Here is a 13,051-nt window from a genome sequence, read left to right on the forward strand (position 1 = left end):
TGAACATGGGGGTGGGCGCGTCGCGGCAGCTCGGCCTGGAGGCGCGCCGCCGCGGGCGGACCCGGCGGGGCGGCGGCGGCAGGGGCGGGCGCCGCCCCCATGCGCGGGCGGGGCGGCTTGATCGGCGGGGGCGTTCGGGGCAGGACGGAAAGGCCCATTCCCAGCCAGTAAACCCCCCGTTGCGCAGCCCCCTGACCGTCGCCGTCGCCCAGTGCGCCTCCCGCCCCGGGGACGTGGCGGAGAACCTCGCCCGCCACCGCCATTTCATCGCCGGGGCGAAGGCGGCGGGCGCCGACATGCTGGTGTTCCCGGAGCTGTCGCTCGTGGGTCATACCGGGGCCGAGGCGCTGCTCGACGTCGCCATGCCCTCGCGCGATCCGCGGCTGGTGGCGCTGAGCCGGGAGGCGGGGGAGATGACGCTGGTGGTGGGCTTCGTCGAGGAAGGGCCCTCGGCGCAGTTCTACAACACCTCGGCGGTCTACCGGGGCGGGGCGCTGGTGCATCTGCACCGCAAGATCAACCTGCCCTCCTATGGCCGGTTGGTGGAGACGAAATACTACGCCGCGGGGCGTTTCGTGGACGTGCACCGGATGGGGGGCGAGGGCGCGGGGGCCAATGGCGGGGACTGGATCATGGGGCGCCTGATCTGCGCCGATCTTTACAACCCGGCGCTGGCGCATCTGAGCGTCCTGCACGGCGCGACGATGCTGGTCGCCCCGGTCTCGAGCGCGCGGGAGGCGGTGGGGGATGCGTTCGACAATCCCGGCAGCTGGGCCACGACGGTGCGGTTCTACGCGATGATGTACGGGGCGCCGGTGGTGATGGCGAACCGGGTGGGGAATGAGGGCGAGCTGAGCTTCTGGGGCGGCTCCCGCATTCTCGATCCGCATGGGCGGATCCTGGCCGAGGCGGGGGAGGAGGAGGCGCTGATCCACGCCACGCTCGACTATGACGAGGTGCGGGCGGCGCGGGCGAGCCTGCCCACCGTGCGCGACAGCAACCTGGCGCTGGTGCACCGCGAGACGACGCGGCTGATCGAAACGCTGGGGGTCCCCTCGGTCGTGCGGGACGAGGGCTGAGGGATGGCGCAGGTCTCGCCGCGGACGGTCGGTTGGGTCCTCGGGGCCGCGCTGGGGGCCGCGGGGGCGGCGACGCTGTTCGTCTACGTGGGCGGCTACGTGCTGCTGATCCCGCCGCTGGGGCTGGCGCCGGTCGCGGCGGGGCTGGCGGCGGGCCGGCTGCTGGCGCGGCTGGGGGCGGTTCCGGCGATGGGGCCCGGCGCGCTGGCGGCGCTGGCGCTGCTGGTTGCGGCGGGGCCGATGCTTGCGGGGATGGTGGAGATGCGGCTGCGCCCGGCGCCCTTCGCGCTGCCGCCGGGCATCGAGGCGGTTGGCGGCGCGCGCCATGCCTGGGGCGAGACCGCGCGCCATGCCTGGGGCGAGACGGTGGTGCTCGTGGCCTGCGAGGGCGCGGGCGTTGGCGACGCGCCGGAGTGTTTCGCGCGGCTGGCGGCGGCGGCCGAGGCGGGCGGCTGGCTGTGCGAGACCTGCGGCGCCCCGGAGATGACGGGCGGCGGCATCGGCTGGTTCCGGCGCCTCGATGCGCCCCCGGGCGGGGGCGGCGAGCGGATGGGGATCGAGGCCTGGGACGCGGGCAAGGGGTTCTACGGCGCGCCGCCGCGCGACGTGCCGCAGGCGCGGATCTTTCACCAGCGGTCGACGGCTGCGCCGCTCTGGACCCTCGGGGCGCTTGGCGCGCTGGCGGCGGGGGCGCTGGGGCGCGCCCTCCGCCGCCGGAGGGGCTGAGCCCTACCGCTCGCCCCGCCGGAAGGGCGCCATCAGCGCCTCGGGCGCCGCGGCCCGGCGGGCGGCGATGGCGAGCGCGACGATGGAGAGCACGTAAGGCGCCATGAGGAAGAGCTGGTACGGGACCCCCTCGACCGCCGTCTGCAGCCGCAGCTGGTAGGCGTCGAAGAAGGCGAAGAGGAGCGCGCCGATCAGCGCCTTCCACGGCTTCCACCCGGCGAAGACCACCAGCGCGATGCAGATCCAGCCGCGGCCCTGGACCATCTCCGGGAAGAAGCTGTCGAAGGCGGCCATGGTCAGGAAGGCGCCGCCCACGGCCATCAGGGCCGAGCCGGCGACCACCGCGCCGATGCGGATGCGGATGGGGTCGAGCCCCTGCGCCTCGACCGACCTGGGGTTTTCCCCGGTCATGCGGATCGCAAGGCCCAGCGGCGTGCGCGCAAGGCCCCAGGCGAGGAGCGCGACGGCGGCGAGCGCCAGGTAAGTCGGCGCGGTCTGGGAGAAGAGGATCGGGCCCACGACGGGCAGGTCCGACAGGCCCGGGATGGCGAGCGGGCGGAACGGCTCGATGGTCGGGGGCAGGGCGCCCACTTCGACGATCAGGCGGTAGAGGTAATAGGACAGGGACGAGGCGAACATGGTGATGCCGAGCCCCGAGACATGTTGCGAGAGGCCGAGGCTGACCGTCAGCCCAGCATGGATCAGCCCGAACAAGGCCCCCGCCAGCGCGGCGCAGAGGAGCCCGGTCCAGAGGTCGGCCCCGAGATGCACCGACAGCCACCCGAACATCGCGCCCGCGGTCATGATCCCCTCGATCCCGAGGTTCAGCACCCCGGAGCGTTCGCACAGCAGCGCCCCCAGCACCCCGAAGATCAGCGGCGTCGCGATCCGCAGCACCGCGGCCCAGAGCGAGACGTTCCACAGAAGGTCCAGCGCCTCGGTCATCGGGCGATCCTCCAGGTCGTGAAGAAGAGGGCGACGAGCATCGACAGGAGCGACAGCGCCACGATCACGTCCGAGATGAAGGAGGGCACGCCGGTGGCGCGGCTCATGGCGTCGGCCCCGACGAAGATGGTGGCGATGAAGATGGCGGCGGCGGCGGAGCCCGCGGGGTGCAGGGCGGCGAGCATGGCGACCACGATCCCGGCATAGCCGAAGCCGGGGGACATGGTGGTGGTGACGCCCGCGGTGACGCCGAGCACCTCGACGGACCCGGCGAGGCCCGCCAGCGCGCCCGAGAGCGCCGCGACGCCCATGATGGTGCGCGGCAGGGACACGCCCGCAAAGGCGGCGGCGGCGGGGTTGAGGCCCGCGGCGCGGGTTTCCGCCCCGAACACCGTGCGCGCCATCAGCGCCCAGACGGCGAGGGCGGCGGCGATGGCGACGAGGAAGCCCACGTGCAGCCGCGTGCGGGGCACGAGGTCCGGCAGGCGGAAGGCGTCGTCCACGGGGACCGACTGGGGCCAGCCGAACGCAAGGGGGTCTTTCAGCGGCCCCTCGATCATCATCCCGACGAAGAGGATGGCGATGAAGTTCATCAGCAGGGTGGTGACCACCTCGTCCACCCCGAACCGGAGGCGCAGGAAGGCGGGGCCCATCAGCATCAGCGCCCCCGCGATCATGCCGCAGAGCATCAGCACGGGAATGCCGAGGATGCCCGGCAGCGGCAGCGAGGCGCCGATCCAGGCGGTGACGAGGGCGCCGAGGAAGAACTGCCCCTCGCCGCCGATGTTCCAGAGGCGCGTGCGGAAGGCGACGGCGGCGGCGAGGCCGGTGAGGATCAGCGGCGTCGCGCGGGTCAGCATCTCGGTCGCGGCCAGCTTGGAGCCGAGCGCGCCGGTCAGCATCGCGCCGTAGGCGGTGAGCGGGTTGGCCCCGGCGGCGGCGATCAGGATCGCGGCCAGCGACAGCGCGGCGAAGACGGCGGCCAGCGGCGCGGCGGCGGCGAGCCAGAGCGGCGTGTGGGGGCGGCGTTCAAAGCGCATGGGCGGCTTCCTCCCACGCGCCGGCCATCATCAGGCCGAGGCGGCGCGCGTCGGCCTGCTCGGCCGGGATGGGGGAGGAGAGGCGGCCGCCGACGATGGCCTGGATGCGGTCCGACAGGGCCACGGCTTCCTCCAGCTCCTCCGAGATCAGCAGGATCGCGGCCCCGGCCTCGCGCGCCGCCAGCAGCTCGGCGTGGACGGCGGCGACGGCGCCTTCGTCGAGGCCGCGGGTGGGCTGGTTGGCGAGGACCAGTTTCGGGCCGTCGGTCAGCGACCGCCCGAGGATCAGTTTCTGCATGTTGCCCCCGGAGAGCAGGCGCGCGGGCGTGTCCGGCGCCGCGCCGCGGATGTCGAACCGCTTGATGAGGCTTTCGGCGAAGGCTTTCGCGGCGCCGCGCTTGACGATCCCGCGGGAGGAGAAGCGCGGGTCGCGCAGGCGTTCCAGGACGGCGTTTTCCCAGACCGAGAGCTCGCCCACGACGCCCTCGCTGTGGCGGTCCTCGGGGATGCGCCCGGCGCCGATGGCGATGAGGTCGCGGGGGGAGAGGGCGGCGGCGTCTTCCCCGCCGATGGTGAAGCGGCCCGCGGTCGGGTGGGCGAGGCCGGAGAGGAGGGCGCCGAGGCTCGCCTGCCCGTTGCCGGAGACGCCGACGATGCCGAGGATCTCGCCCGCGTGGATGGTGAAGGAGACGTCCTTGAGGCGGGCCGCGCCGTCGTCCTCCACCGTCACGCGGTCGGCCACCACCACGGGGGCGCCGACGGGCTTGGCCTCGCGCACCGGGCGTTCGACCTTGCGGCCGACCATCAGCTCGGCCAGCTCGGCGGGCGAGGTGTCGGCGGTGCGGCGCTCGGCCGTCAGGCGCCCGGCGCGCAGCACGGCGACGCGGTCCGAGGCGGCCATCACCTCGTGCAGCTTGTGCGAGATGAAGATGAGGGACAGCCCCTCCTTCGTCATGTCCCGCAGGGTGGCGAAGAGGCGCTCGGCCTCGGGGCGGGCGAGCACGGCGGTGGGTTCATCGAGGATCAGCACGCGGGCGTCGCGGAACAGGGCCTTGAGGATCTCGACCCGCTGGCGCTCGCCGACCGAGAGGGTGGAGACCACCGCGTCCGGGTCCACCGGCAGCCCGAAGCGCTCGGACAGGGCCAGCAGCCTGGCGCGGGCGGCGCGGCGGGCGGAACGGGGGCGCGAGAGCGGCTCGGAGCCGAGGATGACGTTGTCGAGGACGGTGAGCGCGGAGGCGAGGGTGAAGTGCTGGTGGACCATGCCCACCCCGGCGTCGATGGCGGCGCGGGGACGGCCGGGGGGCAGGGGGGCGCCGAAGACCCGGACCTCGCCTTCATCGGCGGCGTAATGGCCGAACAGGATGTTCATCAGCGTGGTCTTGCCCGCGCCGTTCTCGCCCAGGAGGGCCAGGATCTCGCCCTGTCCGAGGGTCAGGGTCACGTCGTCATTGGCCGTCAGGGCGCCGAACCGCTTGGTGATGCCGAGGAGTTCGAGAACGGGGGGCGCGGATGCGGGCGGGGCGGGCTCGGTCATGTCGGCAATCCGGCGATGGGAGGGAAGGAGGGGCGGTGCAGCCCGGTCAGCGGGGCGGCGAGCGCGAGGAGCGCGGCCTCGGACCCGTGCGGGCCGGTGAGCTGCAGGCCGATGGGGACCCCGTCCAGCGATCCGGCGGGGAAGGCGAGGGCGGGAAGGCCCGCGACATTGGCATGGGCGACAAGGGGCGCGTCCATGGCCATGCGCAGGGCGCGGGCGTCGGGGTCGGGCTCGTCCGGCGGGTAGGCGGTCATGGCGGGCGGCGGGCCGGAGAGGGTGGGGGAGAGGATCGCGTCCACCTCCCCGAACAGCGCGGCGGCGGCGTCCGTCGCGGCGGCGATGCGGCGGGAGAGGGCGAAGACCTCCGGCCCCGGGATCGCGCGGCCCCGGGCGCGGAAGGCGCGCAGGAGGGGGGAGAGCTCGGCGTCCGGGATGGCGAGCGCGTCGAGCCAGTCGGCGGCGGAGAGGGCGAAGACCTGCGCGGCGACGGCGCCCGCCGCGTTGGCCTGGGCGCTGAAGGCGGCGGCGAGGGCGGCTTCGGCCTCCCCGGAGATGCGGACGGCCCCGAGGCGCGCGAGGGCGGCGGCGACGGCATGGGTGACGGCGGCGTTTGCGGGCCTCGTGCCGGGCGGGATGCAGATGGCGAAGCGCAGGGGCGGCGCCTTCGGCGTCTCGGCGTCCTCGGGCGAAGCGGGGTTGGCATGGGCGGGCAGGGGCGCGTCGGCGGCGAGGGCGAAGGCGGTCTCCACGTCGCGCAGGGAGCGGGCGAGGACCAGCTCCGAGGCCAGCCCCATCAGGTGGTTGCCGTAGTCGGGGCCCTGCGGGATGGCGCCGCGGGAGGGCTTGAGCCCCCAGAGGCCGCAGCAGGACGCGGGAACGCGGATCGAGCCCCCGGCGTCGGTGGCATGGGCGATGGCCACGATCCCGGAGGCGACGGCGAGGGCTGCGCCGCCGGAGGAGCCGCCGCAGGACAGGTCCGCGTCGAACGGGTTGGCGCAGCCGGGGGTGGCGAGGCCGAGGCCCAGTTCCGGGACCGCGGTCAGCCCGAAGGGAACCAACCCCCCGGCGCGGAACCGGGCGAAAAGGGCGCTGTCTTCCGCCGGATCGTCCACGCGCGCGCGGATCGCGGCGCAGCCCCCGGCGGGGGCGAGACCGGCGGCGGCGGCCCCGAGGTCTTTCCCGAGGAACGGGACCCCGATGAAGGGCGGCAGGACGGGGGGCTGGGCGGAGGCGGGGGGAAGCGTCTCCCCGCCTCCGCCCCCGTCCCTGCGGGCAAGCCGCGCAAGGACGGTTTCGGCGGCTTCGGCGGCGGCGAAGGCCGCCCCCGGGTCAAGCCGCCGCACGACCGCGCCCGGGACCAAAGACGCACGGTCCAGCGACGCGGCCATCGCCGCGCGGGGGCTGACATCCCCCGCGGCGATGGCCCGGGCGAGCGCGGTCGCATCCTGCATGGAGCCGGGCCCTGGCTCAGGCGGGCTCGGAATTGTCGATCGGCACGTCCCATTCGCCGGACTGGATCGCGGCCTCTTTCGCCTTCATCGCCGGGATGGCGTCGGCGGGGACCATGCTCTCGGTGAACTGGAGCGCGTTGCCGCCGTATTTCATGAAGGAGAACTCGGTGTAGTCCTTGCCCACGGGCTTGCCGGCCTTGATGTCCGCCACGATGGCCTCGATGGTCGGGCCGTAATTCCAGATGGCGTTGGCGAAGACGGTGTCGGGATAGCGCGGGGTGTAGTCGATCAGCGACCCGATGGCCTTCACGCCCTTGTCCTTGGCCGCGTCGGCGGTGCCGATCCGCTCGCCGAACAGGATGTCGGCCCCGGCGTCGATCTGGGCGATGGCGGCCTCCTTGGCCTTGGCCGGGTCGAACCAGGCGCCGATGAAGCCGTTGAGGAACTTGGCGTCGGGGCGGACCTCCTTCACGCCCATGCGGAAGGCGTTGATGAGCAGGTTCACCTCGGGGATCGGGTAGCCGCCGACGGAGCCGAAGACGCCCGTTTCGGACATCGGCGCGGCGAGCATCCCGGCGAGATACGCCGCCTCGTGGTTGCGGGTGCCGAAGACGCCGAAATTGTCGCCCGCGGGCCCGCCGGAGGAGCCCATGAGGAAGGCGGTCTCGGGGTAGTCCCCGGCGACCTCGCGCGCGTCGCGCTCGACCGCGTAGGATTCGCCCCAGACGAGGGCCACGCCGCTTTCGGCGTATTCACGCATGGCGCGCGGGTAGTCGGTGGCGGCGACGCCCTCGGAGAACTGGTACTCGATCAGCCCGGCCTTGGCGGCCTCCTGCATCGCGAGATGGATGCGGGAGTTCCAGGCGTTCTCGACCGGCGAGGCATGGACCCCGGCGACCTTGAGCGGCGCCGAGGCGTGGGCGCGGCGCAGGAAGGCGGGGGTGGCGAGGGTCGCGGCGGCGCCCATCAGGACGTGGCGGCGGGTGGGAGTGAAGGTCATGTGTCTCTCCTGTCGGACCTGGCCGTTTTCGGCTCTCGGGGTTTTGCGGGTGGGGGAGGGGTTTATCCCCCGATGTTGAAAGGCGAGGGCGTCAGCCCTCGGGCGGGGCGTAGTCGGCCGGGTCGACCGCAGAGGGGCGGCCCGGAAGGGAAAGGGCTGCGACGCGCGGCGGGGTGCGGGAAATCACCTGGCCGCGGCGGATCACCGCGAGGCGGGTGGCGCGCAGGCGCACCGCCTCGATCGGGTCGCGGGCCTGGAGGAGGACCATGTTGGCGACGGCGCCCACGCGGATGGTCGGGTCGGGCAGGCCCATGGAAGCGGCGCCGCCCTGGGTGACCGAATGGAACGCCCAGGCCATCGCCTCTCGGCTGGTCATCGGCACGGCATGGACGGCCATGTGCGCGACGTCGAGCATGTCGGCCCCGCCGAGCGGGTACCACGGGTCCATGGTGCAGTCCTGGCCGAAGGCGACGTTGACGCCTGCCTCGCGCAGCTCCTTCACCCGGGTCAGGCCGCGGCGGCGCGGATAGGTGTCCGAGCGGCCCTGGAGGGTGATGTTGATGAGCGGGTTGGGGATCACGTGCATCCCGGACTCGGCGATCAGCGGGATCAGCTTCGAGGCGTAGTAATTGTCGTAGGAATGCATGGCGGTGACGTGCGAGGCCGTCGCCATGGGGCCGAGGCCGAGGCGGGTGACTTCCGCCGCATAGGTCTCGACATGCCGGGACATGGGGTCGTCGGATTCGTCGCAATGCAGATCGATGCGCAGGCCGCGCTCGGCCGCGATCTCGCACAGGCGGGTGACCGAGGCGGCGCCGTCGGCCATGGTCCGCTCGAAATGCGGGATGCCGCCGACCACGTCGACGCCCTTGTCGAGGGCGCGGAGCAGGTTCGCCTCGGCGGTCGGCGAGCGGTACAGCCCGTCCTGCGGGAAGGCGCAGAGCTGAAGGTCGATATAGGGGGCGACCTCGGCCCGGACCTCGAGCAGCGCATCGACGGCGGTCAGCCCGTCATCGCAGACATCGACATGGGAGCGGATCGCCTGCAGCCCCATCGCGGCGGCGAGATCGCAGTATTTGAGGGCCCGCTCCTTCACCGCCTCGGGCGTCAGCAGCGGCTTCAGCTCGCCCCAGAGCGCGATGCCTTCGAGCAGCGTGCCGGAGAGGTTCAGCCGCGGCAGGCCGAGCGAGAGCGTCGCGTCCATGTGGAAATGCGGGTCCACGAAGGGCGGCGAGAGCAGGCGGCCCGCGGCGTCGATCTCCTGCCCCGCCTCTGCATCCAGGCGCGGGGCGATGGCGGCGACATGGCCGTCGGCGACGCCGACATCGACGGCAGGCCCCCCTCGGGCAGCCGGGCGTTCCGTATCACGAGGTCGAGCATGGTCCCCTCTCTCGTCTGCGTGACTGGTTTTGACCATACGGTAAACGCACCGCCGGGAAATGCACGCGGAAACGACGGGCGCGGCGGTGCAAGACGCCGCGGCGCCCAAAGGCTGGGCGGCGTGGGGGCGAATGCTCGGAATTTCGGCAAGCCGGGGACGGGCGCGCCCGGGCGGGGGCGAATCGCGCGGCGCCGCGGGTTCGGAGACCGCGCCCCGGGGGCGGCGCCAAAGTCCTATGCGCCGGGGCGCCGCGGGCGCTGTTAGACTGCGCGCCCAAGGGGGATCTTGGGAGGAGAACCCATGCTGGAGGAGAACCTGTCGCCGCTGGCCGCCGGGGCCGTCCCCGCCGCCGCCCGCTCGCAGGACTGGGACGAGGTGCAGGCGTTCTGCCGCACCGTCTACATGCCCTATCGCGTCCGCCCGCTGGAGCGCGGATCGCGCCCCGACGCCACCATGATCCCGGCCCGCATCGGCCGGGTGACGATGACCCGCTTTTCCTATGGCACGGGCATCCATCTCGACCGGTTCGACCCGTCGGCGGGGAACATCCTCGCGCTCACCACCCTGCGCGGGGCGCTGCGCCACCAGACGGGGGCGGCGCCGGCGCAGACCGGGGCGGGGGAGAGCTTCGTGGTGGACTGCTCGCGCGCCGAGTACTGGCTGGACGGGGATGCGGACCACATGCAGCTGAACCTGACCATCCCGCACGAGGTGATGGAGGAGACGGCGCGGCGCTGGTTCGGCTTCACCCCCGACGACCGGCTGTGGTGCGCCCGGGTGAAGTTCGGCGGGCCGGGCTCGGCCTGGCCGGCGCTGCTGGATTACGCGGTGCGCACGGTGGCGGGGGCCGGGGCGGGGCAGGGGGCGCTGCCCGGCGCGGCGGCGCTGTCGCGGCACCTGGAGGAGATCCTGTGCCTCGAGCTTCTGCGCCAGTGGGCGGGCGCCGCGGGGCTGCGGCTGGAAGCGGGCGCGCGCGAGGCCGCGCCGGGCTATGTGCGCCGGGCCGAGGAGATCCTGGAGGCCGAGGCGCGCGCGGCGCCGGTGATCGGCGAGGTGGCGCGGCGGGTCGGGGTCTCGGCCCGCACGCTCTCGGGCGGGTTCCGGCGGTTCCGGGGCCTCTCCCCGCGCGAGTTCCTCGCCGAGCGGCGGCTGGAGGGGTTCCGCGCCGACCTGCTCGCCGGGGCGGGGGAGAGCGTGACCGAGGTGGCCGCGGGCTGGGGCTTCGTCAATCTCGGGGCGCTGGCCGGGCGCTACCGGGAACGGTATGGCGAGGCGCCGTCGCACACGCTGGCGCGGGCGCTGCGGCGGATCTGAGCGGGGGGGCGCCCGCCCCCCGAACACCCGGCCCCCGAATACAAGTGCGCGACATTCGGCTTCCGTTTGCGGACAGTCCCTGCCGGTCGCGGACGGCGCGGCGGCGTCGTCCATGCCAGGCTTCCTTCCGGGTCGAAACCCAAGGGAGGATGACATGAAAGACTTGAAGGCGGATCTGGACGCGGTTCTGAACGGCGTGGTGCAGGGGGACGCGCGCGTGCCCGGCGTGGTGGCGATGCTGACCGACCGCGACGGCGACATCTATTCCGGCGCGGCCGGGGAGCGGCGGCTGGGCGGAACCCCGATGGGCGAGGACACGGTCTTCGCCATCTTCTCCACCACCAAGGCCATCGCCGGGACCACGGCGCTGCAATGCGTGGAAGAGGGGCTGCTGGACCTCGACGCCCCGGCCAAGGACTACGCCCCCGCCATCGGCAAGCTGCAGGTGATCGAGGGCTTCGACGCGGATGGCGCGCCCCGCCTGCGCGCGCCGAAGACCGACGTGACCACGCGCCAGCTGATGCTGCATACCGGCGGCTTCGGCTATGACTTCTTCAACGAGAATTACCGGCGCATGGCCGAGGAGCATGGCCAGCCCTCGGTCGTCAGCGGGACCCGCGCGGCGATCGAGACGCCGCTGCTGTTCGATCCCGGTGAGAAGTGGGAATACGGCACCAATATCGACTGGGTCGGCCAGGTGGTCGAGGGGATCCGCGGCAAGCGCCTCGGCGCCGTGATGAAGGAGCGGGTGTTCGACCCGCTCGGGATGACCGACATCGCCTTCACCCGCACCGACGACATGAAGGCGCGCAGCGCCACCATCCATGCCCGCGGGGCGGACGGCTCGCTGACGCCGATGGACGATTTCGCGCTGCCCGATGACCCGGAAGTCGACATGGGGGGGCATGGCCTCTACGGCACGGTCCCGGAATACATGAAGTTCATCCGCATGTGGCTCAATGACGGCGCGGGCCCGAACGGGCGGGTCCTGAAGCCCGAGACGGTGGAGTGGGCGGTCAAGGGCGCGCTGGTCCCGCCGCAGAAGGTGACCATGCTGCCCGGCGTGATCCCCGAGCTGTCGAATGACGCGGAGTTCTTCCCCGGCCTCGGGAAAGACTGGTCCTACACCTTCATGGTCAACACCGAGGAGGCCCCGACCGGCCGCCCGGCGGGGGCGATCGGCTGGGCGGGCCTCGCCAACAGCTTCTACTGGATCGACCGGGCGGGCGGCTTCGGCGGCTACTGGGCGACGCAGATCCTGCCCTTCGGGGACCCGACCTCGTTCGGCGGGTACCTCGAGTTCGAGAGCGCCGCCTACCGCGCGATGCGGGCGGCGAAGGCGGCCTGACGGCGCGCCTTGCGCAGACGGCCCCGGTGGGGCGGCCCCGGCGCCCGGAGCGATCCGGCGGGGGCCCGTGGCGGGGGGCGCGCGGCGTCCCCCGTCTTTCGTCGGTCCTGGGAGGAGATGCGATGAAGACCGGATTGATCCGATACGAGGAGTTGCCCGACTGGGTGCCCGGCGAGGTCGGCCTCGCCAGCGACGGGCAGGGCTGGAAGAACGTCGCCCTGCGCAGCTATCGCTATGCGGGGCAGGAGGTGATCGTCCCGGCGATGCAGGATTACATGCTGGTCGCCTACCGCGCCGGGGTGACCCCGATGCAGCGCCGGTTCGAGGGACGCTGGAGCCGCGACGTGCTCGGCCCCGGGGCGGTGTCGCTGCTGACCCGGGCGCAGCAGGCGAACTGGACCTGGGAGGAGGAGATCGACGTCACCCACGTGTATCTCTCGGCCGGGCTGGTGGCCGAGGTGGCGTCCGAGATGCAGGACTGCGCGGTGGCGGACGTGGCGCTGGCGGATGTGCTGCGCGCGGACGACCCGATCATGATGCAGGCGATGCAGCTGATCGCGGGCGAGGCGCGGACCCGCGGCATGGGCGGCGCGCTTTACGTGGACAGCGTGGCGCGGGGGCTGATCGTGCATTTGCTGCGCCGCTACGCCTCGGTGCGGATGCGCGAGGACGGCGCGGGCGGCGGGCTGGAGCCGGCGCAGCGGCGGCGGATCCTCGAGTATATCGAGGAGAACCTCTCGGCCCCGCTGGACCTGAAGGCGCTGGCCGGGGCGCTGGAGATGACGCCCTGCCGGTTCGCGCGGGCGTTCCGGGCGAGCTTCGACATGCCGCCCTATGCCTTCGTGAAGGCGCGGCGGCTGGAGCGGGCGCGGGCGCTGCTGGCGCGCTCCGCTTTGCCGATCAAGGCGGTGGCGGCGGATTGCGGCTTCTCGGACCAGGCGCACCTGACGCGGATGTTCCGCGCGGCCTATGGCGCGACGCCCGCGGCGTTTCGGCGGCGGGCGGCTTAGGCGCATTCGGGGACCGTTCCGCGGGGGGCGGCCCTCGGGGGCGTCGAGCCCCCTCGGCCCGCGCGCGGGCTGCGCCGCGCGGCGCGTGGGGACGGGCCTGCGCCGTCGGCCCACGCGGCGCCTGCGGCAGGCCGGCGGCACCACAACCCCCCCCCACAACCTCCGCGGAGGGGGTGGGCGCAGGGGGATGGGACCGTCTCAGGAGGGATGTTTTCTCGGG

General features: G+C 73.4%; 10 protein-coding genes and 1 pseudogene. 5 read left to right on the top strand and 6 right to left on the bottom strand.

Annotated elements, in window-relative coordinates:
* Nucleotides 1-179 precede the first annotated feature (179 nt).
* Together ACQ5SO_RS18085 and ACQ5SO_RS18090 are read left to right on the top strand one after the other, a co-directional pair.
* Nucleotides 180-1,079: a nitrilase-related carbon-nitrogen hydrolase gene (locus tag ACQ5SO_RS18085; RefSeq protein ID WP_430943041.1), complete on the top strand. Its 900-nt coding sequence runs from the start codon at nt 180-182 to the stop codon at nt 1,077-1,079.
* A 3-nt stretch (nt 1,080-1,082) separates the two neighbouring features.
* Nucleotides 1,083-1,805: a hypothetical protein gene (locus ACQ5SO_RS18090; protein ID WP_430943042.1), complete on the top strand. Its 723-nt coding sequence runs from the start codon at nt 1,083-1,085 to the stop codon at nt 1,803-1,805.
* Nucleotides 1,806-1,808: 3 nt separating this feature from the next.
* Here ACQ5SO_RS18090 and ACQ5SO_RS18095 read toward each other — a convergent pair whose 3' ends face one another.
* The 6 genes and pseudogenes from ACQ5SO_RS18095 to ACQ5SO_RS18120 all read right to left on the bottom strand — a co-directional run bounded on the left by ACQ5SO_RS18095 (nt 1,809) and on the right by ACQ5SO_RS18120 (nt 9,158).
* Entirely contained in the window at nt 1,809-2,750 is a 942-nt protein-coding gene (locus ACQ5SO_RS18095; RefSeq protein ID WP_430943043.1) for an ABC transporter permease, read from the bottom strand.
* A complete protein-coding gene (locus tag ACQ5SO_RS18100; protein WP_430943044.1) occupies nt 2,747-3,790 on the bottom strand; it encodes an ABC transporter permease in 1,044 nt (347 codons plus the stop codon). The genes ACQ5SO_RS18095 and ACQ5SO_RS18100 overlap by 4 nt, the downstream gene beginning before the upstream one ends.
* A complete protein-coding gene (locus ACQ5SO_RS18105; protein ID WP_430943045.1) occupies nt 3,780-5,327 on the bottom strand; it encodes an ABC transporter ATP-binding protein in 1,548 nt (515 codons plus the stop codon). The genes ACQ5SO_RS18100 and ACQ5SO_RS18105 overlap by 11 nt, the downstream gene beginning before the upstream one ends.
* The gene (locus tag ACQ5SO_RS18110) at nt 5,324-6,778 is read right to left on the bottom strand and encodes an amidase family protein (RefSeq protein ID WP_430943046.1); all 1,455 of its coding nucleotides are present in this window, start codon (nt 6,776-6,778) and stop codon (nt 5,324-5,326) included. The genes ACQ5SO_RS18105 and ACQ5SO_RS18110 overlap by 4 nt, the downstream gene beginning before the upstream one ends.
* 16 nt (nt 6,779-6,794) lie before the next feature.
* Nucleotides 6,795-7,778, bottom strand: a complete 984-nt coding sequence (locus ACQ5SO_RS18115; protein WP_430943047.1) for a BMP family protein — start codon at nt 7,776-7,778, stop codon at nt 6,795-6,797.
* Between the two features lie 91 nt (nt 7,779-7,869).
* Nucleotides 7,870-9,158 (bottom strand): annotated as a pseudogene (locus ACQ5SO_RS18120) (amidohydrolase family protein).
* A 301-nt stretch (nt 9,159-9,459) separates the two neighbouring features.
* On the opposite strand from ACQ5SO_RS18120, the gene ACQ5SO_RS18125 reads away from it, so the two are divergent.
* The 3 genes from ACQ5SO_RS18125 to ACQ5SO_RS18135 all read left to right on the top strand — a co-directional run bounded on the left by ACQ5SO_RS18125 (nt 9,460) and on the right by ACQ5SO_RS18135 (nt 12,831).
* Entirely contained in the window at nt 9,460-10,473 is a 1,014-nt protein-coding gene (locus ACQ5SO_RS18125; protein ID WP_430943048.1) for an AraC family transcriptional regulator, read from the top strand.
* 154 nt (nt 10,474-10,627) lie between these two features.
* Nucleotides 10,628-11,821: a serine hydrolase domain-containing protein gene (locus ACQ5SO_RS18130; RefSeq protein ID WP_430943049.1), complete on the top strand. Its 1,194-nt coding sequence runs from the start codon at nt 10,628-10,630 to the stop codon at nt 11,819-11,821.
* Between the two features lie 122 nt (nt 11,822-11,943).
* Complete coding sequence (locus tag ACQ5SO_RS18135; protein ID WP_430943050.1) at nt 11,944-12,831, top strand: helix-turn-helix domain-containing protein; 888 nt, start codon at nt 11,944-11,946, stop codon at nt 12,829-12,831.
* The last annotated feature ends 220 nt before the right edge of the window (nt 12,832-13,051 follow it).

Origin of the sequence: Rhodovulum sp. DZ06, from assembly GCF_050586345.1 — a bacterium.
Taxonomy (GTDB): Bacteria; Pseudomonadota; Alphaproteobacteria; order Rhodobacterales; family Rhodobacteraceae; genus JBOCEF01.

Bases quoted from the DNA above. Each gene is read 5' to 3' on its own strand.
- ACQ5SO_RS18115 (WP_430943047.1), bottom strand. From the start codon at position 7,778: ATGACCTTCACTCCCACCCGCCGCCACGTCCTGATGGGCGCCGCCGCG.
- ACQ5SO_RS18100 (WP_430943044.1), bottom strand. From the start codon at position 3,790: ATGCGCTTTGAACGCCGCCCCCACACGCCGCTCTGGCTCGCCGCCGCC.
- ACQ5SO_RS18130 (WP_430943049.1), top strand. From the start codon at position 10,628: ATGAAAGACTTGAAGGCGGATCTGGACGCGGTTCTGAACGGCGTGGTG.
- ACQ5SO_RS18090 (WP_430943042.1), top strand. From the start codon at position 1,083: ATGGCGCAGGTCTCGCCGCGGACGGTCGGTTGGGTCCTCGGGGCCGCG.
- ACQ5SO_RS18135 (WP_430943050.1), top strand. From the start codon at position 11,944: ATGAAGACCGGATTGATCCGATACGAGGAGTTGCCCGACTGGGTGCCC.
- ACQ5SO_RS18105 (WP_430943045.1), bottom strand. From the start codon at position 5,327: ATGACCGAGCCCGCCCCGCCCGCATCCGCGCCCCCCGTTCTCGAACTC.
- ACQ5SO_RS18125 (WP_430943048.1), top strand. From the start codon at position 9,460: ATGCTGGAGGAGAACCTGTCGCCGCTGGCCGCCGGGGCCGTCCCCGCC.
- ACQ5SO_RS18095 (WP_430943043.1), bottom strand. From the start codon at position 2,750: ATGACCGAGGCGCTGGACCTTCTGTGGAACGTCTCGCTCTGGGCCGCG.
- ACQ5SO_RS18110 (WP_430943046.1), bottom strand. From the start codon at position 6,778: ATGCAGGATGCGACCGCGCTCGCCCGGGCCATCGCCGCGGGGGATGTC.